Raw genomic sequence first — 21,134 nt, 5'->3', positions numbered from 1 at the left:
CGACAATCGGGTTTAGAAACAATGTTCAGCAGCCCAGAAAACAGTCCCTTGTTAATAAACCCGACAACAGCGACGGCTCCCGATTCCTTCTATCGGGACCACAGCGAATGGCGGGACTAAAGCGGCCACGTTACACTGGCTTTCATTTCCAAAAACAAAAAATATTCTTTTAGACTATTGATTCTGAAATGAGGGGTTCTGATCACTTGGTCTAACCAGCCCCGCTTTTGTTTCTGCCGATGAAAAATCGGCATTCACGACAATCGGGTTTAGGAACAATGTTTGGCCCCCGGAGAACAGACTGCCAATCATAAACCCGACAGCAGCGGCGGCTCCCGATTCCTTCTATCGGGACCACAGCGAATGGCGGGGCTAAAGCAGCCATAGCACACTGCCTTTCATTTCCAAAAACGAGAAAGATGCCTGTTTTCAATCGGCTGTCGACAATTAGGCAGTTGAAATAGTTAACCGACTACCAAATCGTTAAAACTTATTCTTCCACATCATGCTTTCTACCGGCCTGGTGGTTTTGTTGTTATACTTAGCGTTACCTTTTGAATTGTACATCGTTTCGATCTTACCTTCAACAACAAAATAAATCAATTGGCCAATAGGCATTCCGGCATAAATTTTCACAGGTTGTGCTACTGATATTTCTAATGTCCAGGTATTACAAAAACCAACATCTCCTTTACCTGCTGTTGCATGGATATCGATACCTAAGCGGCCGGTACTGCTTTTACCTTCTAAAAAAGGTACATGCCCGTGTGTTTCGGTATATTCTAAAGTAACACCAAGATATAGCGTACCGGGATGAAGGATATAACCATCTTTAGGGATTTCGAAATGTTCGATTTCATTGTGCGCCTTCGCATCGAGCACACGGCTTTTATAAGTAGCCAGGTATTTCCCTAAGTGCACATCATACGAGTTGGTTCCTAAACATTCGCGTTTAAAAGGCTCAATGATGATTGTTCCCTTCTCAATTTCTTCTAATATCCTGCTATCAGATAATATCATTTTTATACGTATTTTTGGCCTAAATTATCATTTATTTAAGATAATTTTGCATGTAATCTCCAATTTAATCAATGCCAATAATTTACAATAAAAATATTGATCAGCATTCTGTTTTAGCAATTTGGAAAATTGAAGAAACGGAGGAAGAATTGTTGGCCGGACTGCAGCTTAAGCAGCATGAACATGACATTATTTCGTCATTAAACAGCGGCAAGCGGTTACTGCACTGGTTAAGCACAAGATTACTATTGAGAACAATGCTGAATACAACTGAGTATATCGACTGTCAGTTTGATGAACATGGCAAGCCCTATCTGGTTAATTTCGATTATCATATTTCATTAAGCCATTCTTATGATTATGCTGCCGTAATGATTAGCAAAGATCATGCTGTAGGTATCGATATCGAACTGATTAAGCACAAGATAAAAAGCATTAAACACAAGTTTTTAAGCGATGTAGAGCTCGCCCAGAAACAGATTGGCGATAATACGGATGGCTTATATGTTGCGTGGTGCGCTAAAGAAGCTATTTATAAGTGGCATGGCAAAAAGGGTTTAGAATTTAAACAGCATATCCATATTAAACCTTTTAAGCTAAAAAGCGAAGGCTCACTAAATGCATTGGTAGAACTGCCAACAGGTACGCGAGAGCTGACCGTTAATTACTTTAAAACCAAAGACAGTTACATGTTAGGCTATGTAGCCAGCAATTCTTAACATAAATGGAGATGAACGAGACAGCGGAAAAAGCAATTGCAACAGATTTAAAGCCAACTATTTTTACAGACTGGGGCTTAACAGACTATCAGGAAGCCTGGGACAAACAGGAAGATCTGTTAAATAAAACGGTGGCCATTAAGACAGAAAACCGTGTAAACAATACCAATAAGCCTACCCCAAACCATCTTGTATTTTGCGAGCACCCACATGTTTACACCTTAGGTAAAAGCGGGCATCCCGAAAATCTATTATTGGATGAGCAGGGATTGAAAGATAAACAGGCAACCTACTATAAAATAAACCGGGGTGGCGATATTACTTATCATGGTCCGGGGCAGCTAGTGGGCTACCCTATTCTTGATCTTGATAATTTCTTTACCGACATACATTTATATTTACGCACCCTGGAAGAAGCCGTTATCCTTACCTTAAAAGATTATGGGATAGAAGCTGGCCGTTATCCTGGTTTTACGGGGGTGTGGTTAGATGCCGATAACGAAAAGGCCCGTAAAATATGTGCCATGGGTGTTCGTTGCAGCCGTTGGGTTACCATGCACGGTTTTGCCTTTAATGTAAATGTAGATTTAGATTACTTTAAAAATATTGTGCCCTGCGGCATTGATGATAAAGCCGTAACTTCTTTAGCAAAAGAGCTGGGCTATCATCTTGATATGGAAGAAGTAAAAGGGAAATTAAAGAATCATATTGCCGAACTCTTTAAAATGAAACTGATTTAATTAGTTGGTAAAACTAAACCGAACGCTAATTCGTAGATTAAACTATGAAGATTTTATTAAGCGCCATTTTATTTTCTTTCTTAACTTCGGGCTGTACAAAACAACAGCCTATGCCTATTGAACCCCTTATCGATCGGACAACAACTTCACCAAATGGAGGAGGTAATTTTACTTATCTGGCACTTGGCGATTCTTATACCATTGGCGAATCGGTTAAACAGGCAGAATCTTTTCCTTATCAGCTTCAAAGTTTATTAAAAGCTCAAGGTAGCAGTGTAGCTAATCCAAAAATTATTGCGGTTACCGGCTGGACTACCGACGAACTCCAGGCGGGTATAAAAAAAGAGAATTTAACAGGCACCTACAGTTTTGTTACGCTTTTGATTGGCGTAAACAATCAATACAGGAGTTACCCAATAAACACATACAAAAAGGAATTCACAGAATTGTTACAAACGGCAATCGCTTTTGCCGGAGGCAACAAGAATAAGGTTTTTGTAGTTTCTATTCCAGATTGGGGCGCTACGCCCTTTGGCAAAAACTCAGGAAGAAATACACAAAGTATTGCTAATGATATCGATAGCTTTAACGCTGCAAACCAAGAAATCACGCTTTCAGCTGGCGTAAACTATACCAACATTACACCTGCATCTCGAAATGCAGCAACCGATCCGTCGTTAGTGGCGAGTGATGGATTGCATCCAAGTGGTAAAATGTACGCCGAATGGGCTAATGCTTTATTACCAAAAGTGACCAATGTGTTGAAATAATTAAAGACTTATTTATGCTGTTTTTAAATTAAAAAATTTATTTTAGGTTAACTATTTAAATTAATACACTTAAAAGTTGATACTATGGAAGATCAAAAACCTCAAGAACAAGCACCCTTCGGTCAGCAGCCGTTTGGACAAACACCATTCGGAAATCAAGGCCCAGCACCAAAGAACTGGCTTGTAGAATCAATTCTGGTTACATTATTCTGCTGCCTGCCTTTTGGAATAGCTGGTATTGTAAATGCGGCTAATGTTAATAGTAAATATGCCATGGGCGACTATGCAGGGGCTCAGGCAGCATCTCAAGCCGCCGGCAAATGGACAAAAATTGGATTCTTTATTGGAATTGGAGTTTATGTCTTATATATATTATTTTTTGTGGTGCTAGGTTTTGGCGGTGCCATGATGAGTAATTACAGATAGATGAAATTAACGTACATCTTAGAAATCATTATAGGGTTAGCATTTGTAATAATTTACTATAACTTTAATCCTGAGATGTACAATTTCTTTCCGGAATGCCCTTTCCACAAATATTTACACCTCGATTGTCCTGGTTGCGGTTCACAAAGGGCAATACATGCCCTGCTCCACCTCGATATCCAAAAAGCTGCAGGATATAATCTACTCCTTGTACGCAGCTTACCACTACTCATTACCCAGCTGGCTTTCAAAATTTATTCTTTTTCAACAAAGAAGAACCTGGTGATGCGCTTTTGGTATAACCCAAATACACCTAAAGTAATTTTTGCTATCGTAATGATATTCTGGATCGCCAGAAATTTGCCCTACACACCATTCAATTATCTCGCTGCTTAGCTAGGCCATTGTAGCAGTAAGGTGATTATAATCTTTTAGCACCGCCTCTAGAAACTGCAGTTCATTCATCCCGGCCGGAATGGTTACAAAAATGTGTTCCTTGGTTTTGGCCGCCATGGCATAAATTAAATCGGCATTCCCAGTTTGGTAATAACCGGTTAACACTTCATGAATTAGTTCTATATCTCTATCATTTAAGTGCAGAACTTCTTTAAACTGCGGTTCATATTCTTCAGGTAAATTAAAACTGAAAGCCACGTTAGAAAATTCGGTTCTCGGTTTAGTTTTAATCAATGTCGTTTTTGCTAATATATCACCCAATCTTTGATGGTTTTTGGTTACTGCTACAGAAACCAGTGCTACAACACCCCAGCCAAACGGGAAGCCGAAATCGATCATCCTAAATAACCACCTAAAAACATATTGTCCAAGTGTTGGTTGTGTACCATCAATACTAATTACCTTTATCTTTAACACCTTCTTACCCAAAGTCTGGCCATCCATAGTGATTTCGCAAACCAGGTCGTAGAAAGCAAAAATTGCCAGGAAAATAAAGAAAACAACTATTGCAGCACTTCCCGACATCGCCATCTGTGCAGCGCCCATTACTACTAGCGTAATTACAGCGAGAATTAGAAATCCAGCCAGATCGATACACCTTGCAGCTATACGTTCTCCAAGGCCAGCAATTTCGTAATCAATATCAATATTTTGAGCAGTGCTAATTCTGATGCTATCCATATTCAAACATAATTTTTTTTAAGGATAATAGCTGTAGGCCGATCTTTATTTTTTAAACTAAAGTTTTCTTATTTAGATTGTTCATCTATGTATATTTGTTCAGCCTCGTTAATTGATTTGAATATAATGTTGGTTTCATTTCCATAAAAAATTAGCTATTTTAACCCGAGATTTGGTAAAGCCTTTAAATGAGAGAAGCATTATTTGTTAAACAAAATTCGAAGAAGTGGCAACATTATGATTCCATGCAACAGGCAAATCCTGATGAAGTGGCCAATCAGTTTATCGAAATCACTAACGATTTGGCTTACTCAAAAACGTTTTATCCAAATTCGAAAACAACCGCTTATCTCAATGGCTTAGCCTCTAAATTACATCAATCCGTTTACAAAAACAAAAAGGAAAAATCGAACCGCTTTGTCCATTTCTGGAAAACAGAACTCCCCTTAATATTTTTACAGCACCGAAAACAGGTATTTTATGCATTGGCATTTTTCCTGGTTTCTTGTGCCATTGGTGCTTTATCGGCAAAATACGATGATACTTTTGTGCGATTGATTATGGGCGATGGTTATGTAAACATGACAAACGAAAACATTGCCAAAGGTAATCCTTTTGGGATTTACAAACAAAGTAATGAGTTGATGATGTTTATGCAAATTGGGGCCAATAATATTTATGTTGCGCTATATACCTTTGTTCTGGGTATTATATTTTCATTTGGCTCTATCGTTTCATTATTCAGAAATGGCGTGATGCTGGGTTCGTTCCAATATTTCTTTTTTAGTAAGGGATTGGGCTTTCAATCGGTTCTGGTGATCTGGATTCACGGAACATTAGAAATATCGGCAATTGTTTTGGCAGGTGCGGCTGGTTTAATTTTGGGCAATAGCCTTTTATTTCCCAAAACCTATACCCGTATGGCTTCAGTTTTAAAAGGGGCTAAAGATGGATTAAAAATTGTAATTGGCCTGATACCGGTTTTTATAGTTGCAGCATTTTTTGAGAGTTTTGTTACCCGACATACTGAGATGCCGTTATGGTTAAGTATGTTCATTTTATTATCTTCTGCTGCTTTCATTATTTGGTATGTATTTATATACCCCATAAAAATCTACAATAAACAAGCAACACTAAATTAACATGTTAGGGAAAATTGAATTTAAGAAAAGAAGAGATTTCGGACAGGTGATTAACGACACCTTTACCTTCATGCGTCAAAATTTTAAGCCCCTCATTAAAATATATTTCACATTTTGCGGCTTATTTGTACTGGCCAGTATGCTAACCATGTTATTGCAACAATACAAAATGGTTAACATCATCAATACCATCGGTAATGGAAGAAATACCAAAGGTTTAGGTTTTTCGGCTTCATATGGGTTAGAGTATTTCTTATCTATTTTATTCTCTTTGGCAACATATGCCAGTATGAGTGTTGCCATACTATCTTATATCGCTATATACGTACAGAAAGGGAACCAAACACCAACCACCGATGAAGTATGGGGATATTTTAAGTATTACTTCTTCAGGATTTTTGGCAGTTCTATCTTATTGATTATCCTGTTATGTATAGCCTTTATGTTTTGCCTTGTACCTGGCTTTTGGCTATTCCCCTATGTGGCCATGATGTTCCCCATTATGGTAATCGAAAATGGTTCTTTAGGTTACTCTTTTAGCAGAAGCTTCAAAATTATAAAAGATAATTTCTGGATTACTTTCGGTACGCTGATCGTGGTATGGATTATTGTTTATGCCTGTATGAGCATGATCATTTTACCTACAACTTTGTTTAATATGATTGGGATGTTTACGCATAAAACGCCCCACATGTCCTTAACACTTACCATGATTACAACTGTTTTGCAGTCATTGTGCCAGGCGTTTACCATCATCCCCATCATTACCATTTCATTGGCCTATTTCAGTTTGGTTGAACAAAAAGAAAGCACTGGCTTAATGGAACGGATTTCTAATTTTGGCAATACCGAAAAACCTATAGATACCAGACCAGAAGAATATTAAAATGCAGCGTGCACTCTTCCGATATCTTCTTGTTTCTCTTTTGTTTTTTATTCCGGTAATCAACAAGGCGCAGACGGCTAAACCTAAGCCTGTAACTGTTATAATTAAAACAGACAGCAGTAAGGTTGTGGCCTCAAAATTTGATAAAGAGGCCATAAGCAATTATAAAGAACAAAAAGAGTTTCAATACGACGAAATAGGTCAACAGCAATTATCGTTATGGGACAAATTTTGGCTTTGGTTTTGGGATGTAATCGGCGAGCTGTTTCAGGGAGCAGCATCCAACATTTTTTCCAGGTATATTTTTATCGGACTTGGTGTTGCGCTGATCATATTTATTGTGGTTAAAGTTATTGGCGCAGAAAAAATCTTTACTAAAAAATCGAAAGAAACAATCCTTCCATACGATGTAATTACCGAAAACATCCATGAGATAGATTATGAACAGGAATTACAAAGATTAGTTGCCGAAAGAAAATTCCGTCTGGCCGTTAGGCTTTTATACTTGAGGGCGCTAAAAAAATTGAGCGATGCCGAAATTATCCAATGGCAGCCCGATAAAACCAATTATAATTATTTAATGGAAATCAGTAAGCCAGAGCTGAGAAACGATTTTAGCCAGCTTACCCTACAGTTCGATTATATCTGGTATGGCGATTTCCCTATCGATGAAGTGAAATTCGACCCTATCAAGCAATCATTTAACCAGTTTAACAACCAGATTAAATGAAAGGCTACAAATTATACCTGATTATCGGTTCCATTCTAATTTTGGGTTATTTAATTGCGCAGTATAATAAGCCTACGCCAACAAACTGGGCGCCAACATATGCTATTAACGACAAAATCCCATACGGAACATATATTTTATACAATAGAATCAAAGATATTTTGCCCTCGGCAAGTATTCAACAGTCGAAAACAGCCGTTTATACTACGCTAAAATCTAAAAGATTCAATAAAACGGCTTATATAATCGTTGCGCAAAACACAGACATTAGTAAAACTGATCTTGAACAGCTGATAAAATATATGCAAGCGGGCAATGATGTATTTATAGCCACTTATGATTTAGGAAAAATAAGGAAGGAACTTAAAGTGCAAACTTCTACCGCAATGTCTCTCGAAGGAAGTACCTTAAATTTCACTAATCCAGAGTTAAAAACTGATGCAAACTATGGTTTTGAAAGAGGCATCGGCAGCCAGTATTTTAGTAAGGTAGATAGCAACAAAACGACAATACTTGGCGTAAATGGAAAAGGCCAACCTAATTTTATCCGTTATGCTTACGGAAAAGGCAATCTTTACCTCATCGCAGAACCCGGTTTTTACACTAATTTTAATCTGCTGGATAAATATGGTGCAGAATATGCCGCTAAAACCTTGAGTTATTTGCACGGCAATAAGCAACTCATTTTTGATGAATATTTTTCTGTGCAAAAGAACACCGCTACCGATATGCTCAGGGTGTTCTTTAAACATCCTGAACTGGAGTTTGCATACTATCTGGCAATATTTAGCCTGATAGTTTTTGTCTTGTACGACATTAAGCGCAGGCAAAGAATTATCCCAATCGCAGATCCGCTTACTAATTCTTCTTTGGCCTTTGTTAATGTGGTGGGCAGTGTTTATTACCACGAGCGGAACAACCTCGATATAGCCTTAAAAAAGATCAATTACTTTATGGAGTACTTAAGAACCAGGTATTATCTAAAGACCAACGATATCGACAGCAAATTTGCTCAGGTGCTAATAGAGAAAACAGGCATTAATGAAGCCCTGGCCAAAACCCTGACCAAACATTTTATCCAAACGCCAACAATGGGCGATTTAAGCGATACCCAATTGATTAATTTAAACGAAAGCATAGAACAGTTTTATAAAAATACGCAAAGCAATGGAGCAAGAACAGTTTAACCCACGTACCGATTTAAGCGTCTTAAATGAAGCTGTAAATCAAATCAGAAATGTACTTGGAAATATCATTATCGGCCAAAAACAGGTTATTGATTTCTTAATTGTTGGTTTGCTTGCCGACGGGCACATCTTAATTGAAGGAGTACCCGGTGTAGCCAAAACGCTGAGCGCTAAATTGCTGGCAAAATCTATTGATGCACAATTTTCGAGGGTTCAGTTTACCCCCGATTTAATGCCATCTGATGTTTTAGGAACCCCGATTTTTAATACCAAAATAGGAGATTTCGAATTTAGAAAAGGTCCTATTTTTGGCAATATTATTCTGGTTGATGAAATTAACCGTGCACCGGCAAAAACCCAATCGGCCTTGTTCGAGGTGATGGAAGAGCGCCAGGTAACTATAGATGGCCATACCTATATCATGGACGAACCTTTTATGGTATTGGCCACTCAAAATCCGATTGAGCAGGAAGGAACATATCGCCTGCCTGAAGCACAATTGGATAGGTTTTTATTCAAAATAGAGGTTAAATACCCTTCTTTAGCGGAAGAAACTGAGATTTTAATGGCTCAGCACACTTTAGTTAATAAAACATTATTAAACGATGTAAAACCAGTATTGTCTGTTAAACAGATACAAGAGGCTAGAGCAATCATCCGAAATTTGTTTGTAGAGCCAAAATTATTGGAGTTTATTGCCAAAATCGTAAATGAAACCCGCAACAATTCATCACTTTATCTGGGCGCTTCGCCAAGGGCATCTTTAGCAATAGTACACAGTGCAAAAGCTTTCGCAGCTATTCAAAACCGTGATTTTGTTACACCTGAAGATATTATTGCCGTTGCAGGCCCTGTATTAGCGCACAGGATATTGTTATCACCTGAAAAAGAAATGGAAGGATTAACCACAAGCGACATCGTTAACCAGATTGTAAAAAAAATTGAAGTACCTAGATAAGTCGGTTTGCAGTTGCCAATTTTTAGTACACAGTTTGCAATTAACCGATTAAACAATTTATACAGTTAACCGATTAAACAACATTGAAAAAATTCTTTCAGCAATATTATAACAATCTATTCCTAAGCGATCGCTTATTTGCGGCTTTAGGCCTCTGTATTGTACTTTTTTTGTTGAAGTTCTTTTTTGCCTGGCTGGGCGATATTCCTGAAATTGCCACTGGCGCCATATTTGTTTTATTTTTTATCGATATTTTTATTCTATACCGCAATGCCCAAGGGATTGATGCCAAAAGAATTACCTCGAAACGTTTGAGTAATGGAGATGAAAATCCGATACAAATCGAAATCAGGAACAGTTATGGTTTTGGGGTAAATGCCAGGGTGATTGATGAAGTACCTTTTCAGTTTCAACTCCGGGATAAAGATTTTAAACTTCACCTAAAATCTGCTGAAGTAAAATCGATCCACTACAACCTGCGGCCAACAAAACGTGGTGAGTATGATTTTGGTTTTATTAGAGCGTACGTCAGTTCACCTCTGGGCTTAATTAACCGCCGTTATAATTTTGATGGCGCCAAGATCCTGCCTGTTTTTCCTTCTTTTATTAACCTTGGTCAATACGAATTGATGGCCGCTTCACGCTATTTAACAGAATTCGGGATCAAAAAAATCAGAAAGGTTGGACAAAGCAGCGAATTTGACGAGATCAAAAATTATGTTGGTGGCGACGATATCCGTACCATTAACTGGAAAGCTACGGCCAGAAAAGGTGGTTTAATGGTGAATACCTATACAGACGAGAAATCGCAAAATATTTATTGTGTAATTGATAAATCGCGTGTAATGCGCATGCCTTTTGAAGGATTAAGCCTACTCGATTATGCTATAAATGCAGCCGTTGCACTTTCGAAAGTGGCCATGCTTAAAGAAGATAAAGCAGGTTTAATTACGATATCTGAAAATATCGGCGCTGTTGTACCAGCAGATCGTAAAGCTTCTCAGCTTGGCACTATCATGAATGTGCTTTACAAAGAAAAAACGAGATACCTTGAAAGTAATCTCGAGGCACTTTATTCCGCGGTACGATCAGTAGTAAAACAAAGGGGCCTTTTGGTTTTCTTTACCAATTTCGAAAGTTTATCGGCACTGCAAAGGCAGTTACCTTATTTAAAAAGAATTGCCAAGTACCACTTGCTGGTGGTTGTATTTTTCGAAAATACTGAACTAAAAGAATTAAGTACAGCACCTGCAAAAGATGTAGAAGGCATCTACCATAAAACCATTGCCGAGAAATTTATCTACGAGAAAAAACTAATGGTTAAGGAGCTTAACAAACATGGCATTTTAGCCATCCTTACCCCTCCCCAAAAACTTACTGTTAATGTAATTAACCAATATTTGGCATTAAAAGCGCAACAGCGAATTTAGTCATGAGTCTTCAGTCCCGAGTCCAAAATCGACTTCACAACCGATGATCAAGCTCACGCTAATCCTCGGTCTGTGTCCTCACAGACCGAAATAGAATAAAGCTACAGAAGATCCCTATAATCAGTTAAAAAGCCAAAATTATCTATTCCAGTTTCATAAAATTTTGCTGATGACCATTCGTAATCTTCCGGTCTCTCGCACAACTGCCATCTTTCCTGTAATGGATTGAGATGGATATAGTCTATTTTCTGTTCAAGCTTATCCGGAGTATCCATAAGAATAGCTAAAGGATCTCTTCGCCACAAACGAAAGTTTCTTTCTGCATCTGATACTTCAAAATACGGCAATATATTTGGATGATGATCCTTCAAATCCTGAAAAATCTGATGAGAAGTAAATTTATTAAAGCTTGCATGAGGCATCTCTTTTCCATTCGCCTCAATCATCTGCCAAACTAAGTGCAAGTGATTTGGCATAATTACAAAAGCATAAACAATAATCTTTTTTCTATTTACAAGTTCCCTTAAAGTATCTATTAAAATTAATTTATACTTATCGATAGAAAAGATCTTTTTCCAATCTTTAACCGTGTCTGTCCAAAAATATACACCATCCAAAAGCATTTTTGAGTTGCGGTCTTGTTTGAAAATATAATTGTTTTCCATTATTAAAAATAGAAAATATAATTCAGTTTCGGTCTGTGGGGACACAGACCGAGGGAATGGTATCAATTACTATTATTTTATACTTATTGATAGAAAATATCTTTTTCCAATCTTTAATCGTATCCGTCCAAAAATAAACTTCATCCAAAAGCATTTTTGAGTTACGGTCTTGTTTGAAAATATAATTGTTTTCCATTATTAAAAATAGAAAATATAATTCAGTTTCGGTCTGTGGGGACACAGACCGAGGAAATGGTAACGTTGAACCGACTCCAAACCCCAAACGCCCAACTCACCCCCCTCTACTCCTCTTCCCTAAAATACACCTTGTAAAAGTTCATTGATTTATCATCGTCGTAACCCTTTTCGATCATATCTTTATTGCCATGGATATAAATATGGAAGTTTTTATCCAGCTTTAACACGCTTTTATAGGCTCGGGCTTGTTTTTTAACAGCAGATTCGGCGATTTCAAAATTATCGGCAATCGGACTTTCGTACTCTTGCTCGTAATTTTTCTTATAGTTTTTGAATGATTCAATGCCTTCGGCATTACCAATTACTTCATTACCGAATTCCTCAATATCAAAGGTTTCTTTTTCTTTGAAATACTTCATCGAGCGGTTTAAGAGATCGATTTTATCCGCTTTACAGATTTCGTAATCATCATCAAGTTTCTGCGTAACGAAGTTTTTGTAAGCCCCTAAAACATTATTGGTTTGGTTATAACTGTCGTTCCTGATTTTCAGCTTCAAAAATTCATCTTTCCAGTAAACAGCAGAATCGTTGCTACTTTTCGATTGATCCAACACCACAACTTTGTAACCTTCTTCTTTATCAACATTAAAAATCAGGCAGCCTTTATCCAATTTATTAATACTGATGGCTTCTTGCTCGTAACTTACATTAAAGCCATCCTGCTCAGGGTAAACTTTTAGGTAAGTATCTTTTGTTTCGGATTTAAAAACGCCAACTACATCCAATTGCTCGCCTTCTATCTGCACCTTTTCAAAATAAGCAACATACAGCTCGCCAGATTTAATTTTTGGGTGATTGGCTACATCGTATAAATGTTTGGCCAGTTGTTGCGAATCTTCATGAAAAAGTTCGTTGTTTTCGAAAATTTCATGAACGAAATGGAATACTTCGTTCAACTCCAGATTATCGTTAGGATGGTAAAAACGGTAGACCTCATTTACCTTTTCGAAAGGTTTTAAGAAATACTGCATCAACAGGTTTCCCAACACTTCATCATCAATTTTTAAAGGCGCATCAGATAATTTATAATACTCTTCAAGCAATTTATTGCCTGCATGGTGGATAGAAAGTTGCTTAAGTGAAGCCTCGAAAAATGAAATCATGGGGGCAAAAATAGTAAAATCATTGGTTAACCTTCCCGGTCATTCAATCATTCTCTAATTCAATTATTTTCCCGCTCCATCATTCTATCCTTCACTCATTTCTTAATATAAACCTCGGCCCGCTGCAGAAAGCTTTTTTCCTTTAACGATGCCTCAACCTCATTTATAGCCTTCATTAAGTTATTTTCCGTATTCGTAATTTCTGCTGTGGCTTTAATAATCACATCCCAAACGGGTTCCATAGTGGAAAGAAGTGCTGTACCCTTTTCTGTGAGTTCAACCAAACGTTTACGGGTATCTACTTTATCTTTTTTAGACCGGATTAGTTTCTCCTTCTCCAATTCTTTTAACAAACTGATGGTAGAAGGATGTGCATAACCAATTTCATCTGACAACGAAACCACGTTCATCGTCGATTTTTTATATAAAGTATAAAGCACAGGGAACCATTTGGGTTGAAAATCAATTCCAAATGCTTTATAAATCAACAGACCATCTTTACGGATCCGATCGCTCAGCCTTTGCAAACGGGTAGAAATGGCCAATAAACCAGAAGCATCAATTTCATTTTGTTCCATTAAACAGATTTTAAATCCAGGCTATAAAAAACATTGTCTACAGCCATCCGAGGGAAGTAAACTGGCAAATCTTCCATTGCAACTGATTTAAATCCGTTACGTTCATAAAAACGGCAGGCGGCCTGCAATATGTCTTTTGTGCCCAAATATACCTCATTCAGGTTATTATCCTCACAGTAGGCTAGAAGTGTTTTTAATAAAGCTTGCGCAACACCCAAATCTTTTCCTCGGAATTCCTTTTTAACAAACATTTTTCTGATTGCCCCCGATTGATGCTCAGGAACAGCAATTAAGGCAATGGTACCAATCAATTCACCATTTAGTATGGCACCCCAAAAAGCACCGCCCGAGCCATCATAATTTTTTTCTATATCCAACAAATCCGGCTGTGCTGCCAGGTCTATATCTACATTAAATTCTATTTGCTGGATGGGCAGAATTAACCCAATAATCGCTTCACAGAATTGATTATCTAACCGTTCAATTTTAAAGTCGTTTTGCATTGCTAAATATTATCCGACAAATATATGTAGCTAACTACATATATTCCAAATGCCAATATCATTTGAACCTCAAATTTTAGGAAGAATTTGGTTACTGGAGAAAGTTATTTTGTGTTCTTTAACTTATTGAGAAAGTCGACAATCTTTTTATCGGCATAATTGGCTACGCCTTCGTGCTTGAAAGACAATCGTCCCTGTTTATCAAAAATAACTGTTGTTGGTAAAGCGCCTGCAAATACTTTTTCAGGAATCTCACTTTCTACTTTATAAACGGGCATCGCATATTTACGGTCGGACATAAACTTGCCCGATTTGGCAAAATCGCCATCTGCATCCGCAAAAATGAAAACAACATTTTTATCATCTTTAAACTGAGTGTATAATTTGTTAATCGATGGCATTTCAGCTCTACAGGGAGGACACCAGGTTGCCCAAAAATTAAGAAAAATGACTTTTCCTTTTAAATCGCCAAGATCAATCACATTTCCTTTTACATCCTTAAACTGAATTCCGTTAAGGCTCGTTACGATTTCCTTTGGGCTTTCAACTTTTGGCGAATAAAAACCAATTTCCATTAATCCCCTAATTAAAAATGCTTTTGCATCGGGCACAAAAACTATTATCAAAAGGATAATGATAAATAACGCATTGAATATATTTTTCCTGATAAATTTCATTGCCTATCTGCTTTTCTTATATAAATAATAACGAGAATAGATTCACAATTGGTACTTCAATAATTTATTAGAAGATTTACACCCTTCTTACGTTAAACCATTGATTAAATCGCAGGTCATAACACTATAAATACAATGTTACTTTGTAAATATATATAATTGCTTAGGAATTACTACTTTTGGACTGTTGAAAAAGCATAGACAAAACATTAAAAAATATCTATCAGCATTTATGTTGATCGTATTTGCTATTGCTTTAACTCCCTGGAGTGTACTTCATCACCACAACCCTCTTCCAGTTGTGCAAAAAGAGGTCAACTGTAAACATGTTAGCCACGTGCAGGCCCATGGCGATACCTGTTTAATCTGTAATGCTAGTTTTGAAAAAAATTATGTGCAAACGCACCACATTTACAGAATCTTCTTATCAGCCAAAATTTTTAGCCGAACCGAAGCGACCTTAAAGAATGCCTTTACCGAAATAAAGCGTACTTGCCTACGTGGTCCCCCATTAGCATAATTTTTTCTTTTCAAGCGCATCCGCGCTTAATCAAATTATTTATTTGAAAAACTAAAACTAGCTTCATTTAGCTATTGCTTTGGTTTTTCTATCATTTTTATTTACTACAACACATGAAAAAATTACAGCTTATTGGCTTGGTAATTCTATATACATTATTAAGCAGCACTGTTTTTGCTGCCACTTTAAAGAATATAACAGGTAAGGTTATTGATGCCAGCACCAAACAAACGTTGCCAGGGGCAACCATTTTTATTCCTGATTTAAAAGTTTCGGCAGTAACCAACAATGATGGAGAATTTACATTGAATAACCTTCCTTCAAAAGGAAGTTATCTTATTGAGGTACATTATGTTGGCTATAAAACCACTACACAGGTGGTAAATTTTGCAAGCGCAGCCGGATTAGAATTTTCTTTACAACCTACTGCCATAGAAACAAAGGAGATTGTAATTACCGGAAGTTTGATCAGCAGTACCAGCAAAAGAAATAGTGCTTCTTCTGCAGTAATTGGCAAGGATCAGCTTTTACAACCTTCAACGAATTTAATTGATGCGTTAACCAAAATACCTGGTGTATCGCAGATTACTACTGGCCCATCTATTTCTAAGCCAGTAATCAGAGGCTTGGGTTACAACAGAATTGTAACTTTAGATGATGGGATAAAACAACAAGGCCAGCAATGGGGCGATGAGCATGGTATTGAAATCGATCAGTTTAAATCGGACCGCGTTGAAGTTTTACGTGGCGCAGCATCGTTAATGTACGGTTCTGATGCACTCGGCGGCGTAATTAATCTATTAGAGCCAAGTACCGCACCCGAAGGGCAGATTAAAGGTGAATTTATTACCAATTACTCTACAAATAATGGCCTTACCGCTAACTCGTTAATGTTAAATGGTAACGAAAACGGGTTTGTTTGGAGAGCCCGTGGAACGTATAAAAGTGCTTACTCTTTTAAAACACCAACAGGTTACTTCCCTAATTCGGGCTTTAACGAAACCGATTTAAGTGGTATGGTAGGTTTAAATAAAAGCTGGGGTTATACCCACTTAAACGTTTCTAACTTTCATAACAATATTGGCTTTTATGAGCCGGCTTTAGATGACAATGGAAATTTTGTAAAAGAAGATGGTAGCGCTTTTACAAACGATGATTATAAAAACCGTACTTTAGAATACCCTCGTCAGGATATCAGGCACTTTAAAATTGCATTGAACAACAATTTCATTATCGGTAACGGCAATTTGAAAGCTGATTTTGGCTATCAACAAAACCAACGCCGTGAGTTAGATGGACCAGACCCGGCCTTATTCTTCGATCTTAAAACCTACAATGCAGACCTGAAATATTATATACACGAAACCAACGGATGGCAGCCCGTTTTTGGGGTAAGTGTAGATGATGCACATAGCCAAAATAAAGGAACAGAATTTTTAATTCCAGCTTATGATACTTTTGGTTTAGGTGTTTTTGCTTTTGCCAAGAAAAACTGGGAGAACAATACATTTAGCATCGGTGCACGTTATGATTTCAGAAAAAACAACGGAAAACAATTGTTTGATGACGGAGAAGAGCTTTTCGCACCTTTCAAAAATAAGTTTTCCAATGTAAGTGGCGCATTGGGTTTTACGCACCAATTTAACGAAGAATGGAACTTTAAAGCCAATGCAGGTTCTGCGTTCCGTGCACCGAATCCTGCAGAGTTAGGCTCGAACGGCGTACACGAAGGTACATTTAGATATGAAATCGGTAACTCCGGCTTAAGCCCTGAGCGTAGTTACCAGGTAGATGCAGCTTTGGAATACGAAGGAAAAATTGTAAGTGCAAGTGCAAGTGTTTACAACAACTACATCCACAATTATATTTATGCTTCCAACAATGGCGAACAAAGAGAAGCTGAAGGTACACTTTATGATGTTTACCGTTACGGACAGGTAAACGCCAACCTTTATGGTGCAGAAGCCAGTTTAACCATCCATCCTGTTCCGTTTATCCACTTCGAGAATACCTTTGGATACGTTCATGCACAGAATAACACTTTAAACAGGCCACTTTCATTTATCCCTGCGGGAACTTTGAGAAACGAATTGCGTTTCGAGCCTAAACTTAAAGGAACAAATGATGCATATCTTTCTGTAGGCATCAACTCGGCATTTAAACAAACACGCGTAGATGATGTTTTCGAAACGCCAACCAGCGGTTATACGCTATTAAACGCAGGTATTGGTGCTACATTTAATTTAGGCAAACAGCCAATCAAACTATCTGTTTCGGCCAACAACTTGCTAGATCAGAAATATTATGATGCTTTAAGTAGATTTAAACCAGGCCGTTTTGATCAGGAGAATCCTAATTTAGGTGTTTACAATACCGGTAGAAATATCACTTTCGGATTGTATGTTCCTTTTACACTGGTAAAATAAAACTCACGAACACCATTTACAGACAAAAAGAGGGGTTGATCAATAAGATCACTCCGCTTTTTGTTTAAGTATATCTAAGATTAATCGTCATTTCGCTATGATTGAGGGGTTCCAATAGAAAGGTCGTCATCTCGACCGAAGCAACGCGGAGTGTTCCAAAGGAACTCCTTCGGAGGAGAGATCTTTAAACCATGTTTATTAAAAAAATTAAAGATTTCTCCGTTACGCAACCGATGAAAAATCGGTAGGCTTCAGTCGAAATGACGATTTATGGCGGTTTATTATCGCTGTCACTTTTTAAACGTTTCCCTCTTAGCCCTAACATACTGGTTTGGCCATTCGGTATCATCGCCAAGCACTTGCGCCGCATGTGTAGGAAAATAAGCATCACGTAACGATTCGCGGGCAATAAAAATCAAATCAGCTTTGCCTTGTTCTAAAATTTCTTCCGCCTGCTGTGCCTCTACAATTACGCCTACTGCACCTGTATAAATGCCAATTTCATTTCTGATCTTATCAGCAAAAGGAACCTGGTAATTTGGTCCTGCAGGGATAAAAGCATCAGGCACATTTCCGCCTGATGAGGTATCTATCAAATCGACGCCACGATCTTTTAAAACTGCAACCAGTTGTAGCGAATCATGCTCATTCCAGCCGCCTTCTGTCCAGTCTGTTGCCGAGATACGAACAAATAAAGGCAAGTTTTCCGGCCATACCGATTGTACGGCTTCCACGACATCGATGACCAAACGGATCCGGTTTTCGAAACTTCCGCCATAAACATCTGTACGTTTATTGCTCAGCGGACTAAAAAACTGATGCAGTAAATAACCGTGTGCAGCATGTATTTCTACAACTTTATAGCCTGCATCCAATGCACGTTTAGCAGCTGCCCGGAAAGCAAAAACAATATCCTGAATTTCTGATATCGTTAATTCATGTGGTTCAACCTGTCCTGGCTTAAAAGAAATTGGAGATGGCGCAACTGGTTTCCAGCTATTTTCACCAGCGGCAATTTGTTCGCCACCTTTCCAGGGCACTTCACAGCTGGCTTTTCTACCTGCATGTGCCAGTTGGATGCCTGCAATTGCCCCATTATCATGGATAAACGAAACAATCTGTTTTAATTTAACTACATGTTCATCTTTCCAGATGCCCAAATCGGCATAGGTAATTCTTCCATCGGCAGTTACTGCAGAAGCTTCCTGGATAATTAAACCTGCACCACCAACGGCACGGCTTCCTAAATGCACCAAATGCCAATCGGTTGCAAAACCATCAACAGCAGAATACTGGCACATTGGCGAAATAACAATTCTATTTTTTAAGATTACATCCTTTATGGTAAAAGGAGAAAATAATTTAGACATATCGTGTGATTTGCTTTTCCACAAACATACAATCTCCAGCTAAGGATGTTTTAATGCAACAATTATTAGACTGATATTTTACCTTCCGGTGGCGGAGAGCGCGGAGTTACGGGCCTGAAAACGCCAACCGCTATTCGCTTACCGTTAAACTTTTTTCTACAAAAATTTGGAAATTATCAAACAACACCATACACTAGTGTATTATTTAACTAATACAGTAGATATGATAAATATTAACAATCTTAATTTTGGCTACAGCAAGCATAAGCCATTATTTAAAAATATGAGCATGCGCTTAAGCAATGGTCATATTTACGGTTTGCTTGGAAAAAATGGAGCTGGTAAATCGAGCTTATTAAAAAACCTGGCTGGTTTGGTGTATGCACAGAGCGGCACCTTGGATGTAATGGGCTTTAATCCTGCCAAAAGACAGCCCGCACTATTAGAGCAGATCTGTTTTATACCAGAAGAATTTTATTTGCCATCGGTAAAAATAGATGCCTATTTAAAAGCAAATGCTCCATTTTACAAAAATTTCGATAACCAGTATTTTACCGATCTGATTAAGGAATTTGATATTCCGGTTGAACAGAAACTCATCAACATGAGCTATGGCCAGAAGAAAAAAGTAATTATCGCCTTTGGACTGGCTACACAAGCCAAACTGGTAATTATGGATGAGCCGACTAACGGTTTAGACATTCCATCAAAGGCACAGTTCAGAAAAATTATGGCTTCTGCTATGACAGATGAACGTTGTATCATTATCTCTACGCACCAGGTTAGGGATTTGGACAATTTGATCGACACGGTGATTATGCTTGACGAAAATGACGTTGCGCTTAAAGCTTCGGTAGAAGAAATTACAGCCAAGTTAACCTTCAAGAAAGTTAAAGAAATCGATGATAGCATCATCTACGCGGAGGCATCACTCTCTGGTTATAATGCTGTTATGCCAAACTATCATCAAGAAGAAAGCAAATTAGATATGGAACTTCTTTTCAATGCTATACTTGCCGAAAAAATCAAATTTAAACCTTTATTCAGTTAAGCGATGAACAACACATTTAATATTAATCGATTTGGCTTATTGCTTAGAAGACAGTGGCTCGATTTTGGCAAGATTTACCTGATCAGTCTAGTGGTGTTATTGGGAATTGTAGTGGGATTTTATAGCTATAATATACCATCGCCACTTAAAGACAATAATTTTGACTACGACGGCAACCTCGATATGCGTTTCCGCTATCCTCTTTTCCTGATTTTGGGATTTGTTTTTATCAGTATCGTAGCCAGTAGCTATTTTAATATCCTGGGACAGAAATCGAGGGCAATTTTAGAGTTGATGACACCCGCTTCAGTATGCGAAAAATTTCTGGCAGGCGTAGTTTATACTGCAATAATAAGTTTGTTTAGCTACCTGTTGATCTTTTATTTAACAGACTTGGCCTTTGTAAAATACCTGAACGGTCACCTTGACGCCTTTAAAGGCCTTTTGCCAAAAAACGGGGCTATTAGAGAAGTTGAAACGATTACTTATCAGGTATTTAATGATGAAGGCTATAGAAAATATTGCAGCTACTTTTTTGCTTTCCCCTTTCTTATTACCAGCGTGTTCCTTTTAGGATCTGTCTACTTTAACCGCTTTCACTATATTAAAACAGCACTATCTGTAATGGTTTTTATTGGCCTGGCATCTTACCTGGTAGTTAAACTTTCGATATGGTTAATGGAGGGTAAAGTTGCTAATCATCATCATTTTAGAAAAGAGGACAAAGACTGGGTTTTGCTAACAATTTTATTGGTAACGAGCATCATCACTTTAATTATCTGGACGATTACTTACATCCGTCTTAAAGAAAAAGAGGTTTAATTTTAAAAGGTATAGA

At 37.7% G+C, this 21,134-nt stretch carries 23 protein-coding genes; 14 read left to right on the top strand and 9 right to left on the bottom strand.

The window, feature by feature from the left end:
• Window positions 1-483: 483 nt before the first annotated feature.
• Window positions 484-1,020 carry a dCTP deaminase gene (dcd, locus tag AW17_RS02235; RefSeq protein ID WP_029274466.1) on the bottom strand — a complete coding sequence of 179 codons (537 nt, stop codon included), beginning with the start codon at window positions 1,018-1,020 and terminating at the stop codon, window positions 484-486.
• Window positions 1,021-1,091: 71 nt separating this feature from the next.
• On the opposite strand from dcd, the gene AW17_RS02230 reads away from it, so the two are divergent.
• The 5 genes from AW17_RS02230 to AW17_RS02210 all read left to right on the top strand — a co-directional run bounded on the left by AW17_RS02230 (window position 1,092) and on the right by AW17_RS02210 (window position 4,071).
• Entirely contained in the window at window positions 1,092-1,739 is a 648-nt protein-coding gene (locus AW17_RS02230) for a 4'-phosphopantetheinyl transferase family protein (RefSeq protein WP_029274465.1), read from the top strand.
• Between the two features lie 11 nt (window positions 1,740-1,750).
• A complete protein-coding gene (lipB, locus tag AW17_RS02225; protein ID WP_051691594.1) occupies window positions 1,751-2,479 on the top strand; it encodes a lipoyl(octanoyl) transferase LipB in 729 nt (242 codons plus the stop codon).
• 44 nt (window positions 2,480-2,523) lie between these two features.
• On the top strand, window positions 2,524-3,249 hold the full coding sequence (locus AW17_RS02220; protein WP_083488604.1) for an SGNH/GDSL hydrolase family protein: 726 nt from the start codon (window positions 2,524-2,526) through the stop codon (window positions 3,247-3,249).
• A gap of 84 nt (window positions 3,250-3,333) precedes the next feature.
• Window positions 3,334-3,675: a CD225/dispanin family protein gene (locus AW17_RS02215; RefSeq protein ID WP_083488603.1), complete on the top strand. Its 342-nt coding sequence runs from the start codon at window positions 3,334-3,336 to the stop codon at window positions 3,673-3,675.
• Entirely contained in the window at window positions 3,676-4,071 is a 396-nt protein-coding gene (locus tag AW17_RS02210) for a DUF2752 domain-containing protein (protein ID WP_029274461.1), read from the top strand. It begins immediately after the preceding gene.
• Here AW17_RS02210 and AW17_RS02205 read toward each other — a convergent pair whose 3' ends face one another.
• Window positions 4,072-4,812, bottom strand: coding sequence for an RDD family protein (locus tag AW17_RS02205; protein ID WP_029274460.1), 741 nt, complete (start codon window positions 4,810-4,812; stop codon window positions 4,072-4,074).
• 188 nt (window positions 4,813-5,000) lie between these two features.
• On the opposite strand from AW17_RS02205, the gene AW17_RS02200 reads away from it, so the two are divergent.
• From AW17_RS02200 to AW17_RS02175, 6 genes are all read left to right on the top strand, one after another.
• Window positions 5,001-5,954 carry a stage II sporulation protein M gene (locus AW17_RS02200; RefSeq protein WP_029274459.1) on the top strand — a complete coding sequence of 318 codons (954 nt, stop codon included), beginning with the start codon at window positions 5,001-5,003 and terminating at the stop codon, window positions 5,952-5,954.
• A 1-nt stretch (window position 5,955) separates the two neighbouring features.
• Complete coding sequence (locus AW17_RS02195; RefSeq protein WP_029274458.1) at window positions 5,956-6,840, top strand: hypothetical protein; 885 nt, start codon at window positions 5,956-5,958, stop codon at window positions 6,838-6,840.
• Between the two features lies 1 nt (window position 6,841).
• Window positions 6,842-7,570, top strand: a complete 729-nt coding sequence (locus tag AW17_RS02190) for a DUF4129 domain-containing protein (RefSeq protein ID WP_051691585.1) — start codon at window positions 6,842-6,844, stop codon at window positions 7,568-7,570.
• A complete protein-coding gene (locus AW17_RS02185) occupies window positions 7,567-8,757 on the top strand; it encodes a DUF4350 domain-containing protein (RefSeq protein WP_029274455.1) in 1,191 nt (396 codons plus the stop codon). Before AW17_RS02190 ends, AW17_RS02185 begins: the two co-directional genes overlap by 4 nt.
• Window positions 8,738-9,715 (top strand): AAA family ATPase, encoded by a 978-nt coding sequence (locus tag AW17_RS02180; RefSeq protein ID WP_029274454.1) that lies wholly within the window; start codon window positions 8,738-8,740, stop codon window positions 9,713-9,715. Before AW17_RS02185 ends, AW17_RS02180 begins: the two co-directional genes overlap by 20 nt.
• 83 nt (window positions 9,716-9,798) lie before the next feature.
• The gene (locus AW17_RS02175) at window positions 9,799-11,145 is read left to right on the top strand and encodes a DUF58 domain-containing protein (protein WP_029274453.1); all 1,347 of its coding nucleotides are present in this window, start codon (window positions 9,799-9,801) and stop codon (window positions 11,143-11,145) included.
• Window positions 11,146-11,246: 101 nt separating this feature from the next.
• Here the strand turns inward: AW17_RS02175 and AW17_RS02170 are convergent, their stop codons facing one another.
• The 6 genes from AW17_RS02170 to AW17_RS02150 all read right to left on the bottom strand — a co-directional run bounded on the left by AW17_RS02170 (window position 11,247) and on the right by AW17_RS02150 (window position 14,929).
• Window positions 11,247-11,810 (bottom strand): transposase, encoded by a 564-nt coding sequence (locus AW17_RS02170; RefSeq protein ID WP_209444183.1) that lies wholly within the window; start codon window positions 11,808-11,810, stop codon window positions 11,247-11,249.
• Window positions 11,811-11,832: 22 nt separating this feature from the next.
• Window positions 11,833-12,006 (bottom strand): hypothetical protein, encoded by a 174-nt coding sequence (locus AW17_RS24005; RefSeq protein ID WP_157280182.1) that lies wholly within the window; start codon window positions 12,004-12,006, stop codon window positions 11,833-11,835.
• Window positions 12,007-12,112: 106 nt separating this feature from the next.
• On the bottom strand, window positions 12,113-13,171 hold the full coding sequence (locus tag AW17_RS02165) for a nucleoid-associated protein (protein ID WP_029274451.1): 1,059 nt from the start codon (window positions 13,169-13,171) through the stop codon (window positions 12,113-12,115).
• A 95-nt stretch (window positions 13,172-13,266) separates the two neighbouring features.
• Window positions 13,267-13,749 (bottom strand): MarR family winged helix-turn-helix transcriptional regulator, encoded by a 483-nt coding sequence (locus AW17_RS02160; protein WP_029274450.1) that lies wholly within the window; start codon window positions 13,747-13,749, stop codon window positions 13,267-13,269.
• The gene (locus tag AW17_RS02155; RefSeq protein WP_029274449.1) at window positions 13,749-14,252 is read right to left on the bottom strand and encodes a GNAT family N-acetyltransferase; all 504 of its coding nucleotides are present in this window, start codon (window positions 14,250-14,252) and stop codon (window positions 13,749-13,751) included. The genes AW17_RS02160 and AW17_RS02155 overlap by 1 nt, the downstream gene beginning before the upstream one ends.
• A gap of 104 nt (window positions 14,253-14,356) precedes the next feature.
• Window positions 14,357-14,929, bottom strand: a complete 573-nt coding sequence (locus AW17_RS02150) for a TlpA family protein disulfide reductase (protein WP_029274448.1) — start codon at window positions 14,927-14,929, stop codon at window positions 14,357-14,359.
• 633 nt (window positions 14,930-15,562) lie between these two features.
• On the opposite strand from AW17_RS02150, the gene AW17_RS02140 reads away from it, so the two are divergent.
• Window positions 15,563-17,875: a TonB-dependent receptor gene (locus AW17_RS02140; RefSeq protein WP_029274446.1), complete on the top strand. Its 2,313-nt coding sequence runs from the start codon at window positions 15,563-15,565 to the stop codon at window positions 17,873-17,875.
• A gap of 290 nt (window positions 17,876-18,165) precedes the next feature.
• Here the strand turns inward: AW17_RS02140 and AW17_RS02135 are convergent, their stop codons facing one another.
• The gene (locus AW17_RS02135) at window positions 18,166-19,245 is read right to left on the bottom strand and encodes an NADH:flavin oxidoreductase/NADH oxidase (protein ID WP_029274445.1); all 1,080 of its coding nucleotides are present in this window, start codon (window positions 19,243-19,245) and stop codon (window positions 18,166-18,168) included.
• A gap of 223 nt (window positions 19,246-19,468) precedes the next feature.
• Between AW17_RS02135 and AW17_RS02130 the strand changes: the two genes are divergently transcribed.
• The gene (locus AW17_RS02130; protein WP_029274444.1) at window positions 19,469-20,296 is read left to right on the top strand and encodes an ABC transporter ATP-binding protein; all 828 of its coding nucleotides are present in this window, start codon (window positions 19,469-19,471) and stop codon (window positions 20,294-20,296) included.
• A 3-nt stretch (window positions 20,297-20,299) separates the two neighbouring features.
• Window positions 20,300-21,118 carry a hypothetical protein gene (locus tag AW17_RS02125; protein ID WP_029274443.1) on the top strand — a complete coding sequence of 273 codons (819 nt, stop codon included), beginning with the start codon at window positions 20,300-20,302 and terminating at the stop codon, window positions 21,116-21,118.
• The last annotated feature ends 16 nt before the right edge of the window (window positions 21,119-21,134 follow it).

Origin of the sequence: Pedobacter borealis DSM 19626 (assembly GCF_000708285.2) — a bacterium.
GTDB classification, from domain to species: Bacteria; Bacteroidota; Bacteroidia; order Sphingobacteriales; family Sphingobacteriaceae; genus Pedobacter; species Pedobacter borealis.
Note: the sequence above shows the minus strand (reverse complement) of the source record. Positions and strands in the feature narration are given on the sequence as shown.

What these genes read in the sequence shown, in the direction of transcription:
- AW17_RS02190 (WP_051691585.1), top strand. Translation starts at nt 6,842, where the DNA reads ATGCAGCGTGCACTCTTCCGATATCTTCTTGTTTCTCTTTTGTTTTTT.
- AW17_RS02150 (WP_029274448.1), bottom strand. Translation starts at nt 14,929, where the DNA reads ATGAAATTTATCAGGAAAAATATATTCAATGCGTTATTTATCATTATC.
- AW17_RS02195 (WP_029274458.1), top strand. Translation starts at nt 5,956, where the DNA reads ATGTTAGGGAAAATTGAATTTAAGAAAAGAAGAGATTTCGGACAGGTG.
- AW17_RS02210 (WP_029274461.1), top strand. Translation starts at nt 3,676, where the DNA reads ATGAAATTAACGTACATCTTAGAAATCATTATAGGGTTAGCATTTGTA.
- AW17_RS02220 (WP_083488604.1), top strand. Translation starts at nt 2,524, where the DNA reads ATGAAGATTTTATTAAGCGCCATTTTATTTTCTTTCTTAACTTCGGGC.
- lipB (WP_051691594.1), top strand. Translation starts at nt 1,751, where the DNA reads ATGAACGAGACAGCGGAAAAAGCAATTGCAACAGATTTAAAGCCAACT.
- dcd (WP_029274466.1), bottom strand. Translation starts at nt 1,020, where the DNA reads ATGATATTATCTGATAGCAGGATATTAGAAGAAATTGAGAAGGGAACA.
- AW17_RS02160 (WP_029274450.1), bottom strand. Translation starts at nt 13,749, where the DNA reads ATGGAACAAAATGAAATTGATGCTTCTGGTTTATTGGCCATTTCTACC.
- AW17_RS02200 (WP_029274459.1), top strand. Translation starts at nt 5,001, where the DNA reads ATGAGAGAAGCATTATTTGTTAAACAAAATTCGAAGAAGTGGCAACAT.
- AW17_RS02125 (WP_029274443.1), top strand. Translation starts at nt 20,300, where the DNA reads ATGAACAACACATTTAATATTAATCGATTTGGCTTATTGCTTAGAAGA.
- AW17_RS02140 (WP_029274446.1), top strand. Translation starts at nt 15,563, where the DNA reads ATGAAAAAATTACAGCTTATTGGCTTGGTAATTCTATATACATTATTA.
- AW17_RS02205 (WP_029274460.1), bottom strand. Translation starts at nt 4,812, where the DNA reads ATGGATAGCATCAGAATTAGCACTGCTCAAAATATTGATATTGATTAC.
- AW17_RS02185 (WP_029274455.1), top strand. Translation starts at nt 7,567, where the DNA reads ATGAAAGGCTACAAATTATACCTGATTATCGGTTCCATTCTAATTTTG.
- AW17_RS24005 (WP_157280182.1), bottom strand. Translation starts at nt 12,006, where the DNA reads ATGGAAAACAATTATATTTTCAAACAAGACCGTAACTCAAAAATGCTT.
- AW17_RS02180 (WP_029274454.1), top strand. Translation starts at nt 8,738, where the DNA reads ATGGAGCAAGAACAGTTTAACCCACGTACCGATTTAAGCGTCTTAAAT.
- AW17_RS02170 (WP_209444183.1), bottom strand. Translation starts at nt 11,810, where the DNA reads ATGGAAAACAATTATATTTTCAAACAAGACCGCAACTCAAAAATGCTT.
- AW17_RS02135 (WP_029274445.1), bottom strand. Translation starts at nt 19,245, where the DNA reads ATGTCTAAATTATTTTCTCCTTTTACCATAAAGGATGTAATCTTAAAA.
- AW17_RS02230 (WP_029274465.1), top strand. Translation starts at nt 1,092, where the DNA reads ATGCCAATAATTTACAATAAAAATATTGATCAGCATTCTGTTTTAGCA.
- AW17_RS02165 (WP_029274451.1), bottom strand. Translation starts at nt 13,171, where the DNA reads ATGATTTCATTTTTCGAGGCTTCACTTAAGCAACTTTCTATCCACCAT.
- AW17_RS02130 (WP_029274444.1), top strand. Translation starts at nt 19,469, where the DNA reads ATGATAAATATTAACAATCTTAATTTTGGCTACAGCAAGCATAAGCCA.
- AW17_RS02215 (WP_083488603.1), top strand. Translation starts at nt 3,334, where the DNA reads ATGGAAGATCAAAAACCTCAAGAACAAGCACCCTTCGGTCAGCAGCCG.
- AW17_RS02155 (WP_029274449.1), bottom strand. Translation starts at nt 14,252, where the DNA reads ATGCAAAACGACTTTAAAATTGAACGGTTAGATAATCAATTCTGTGAA.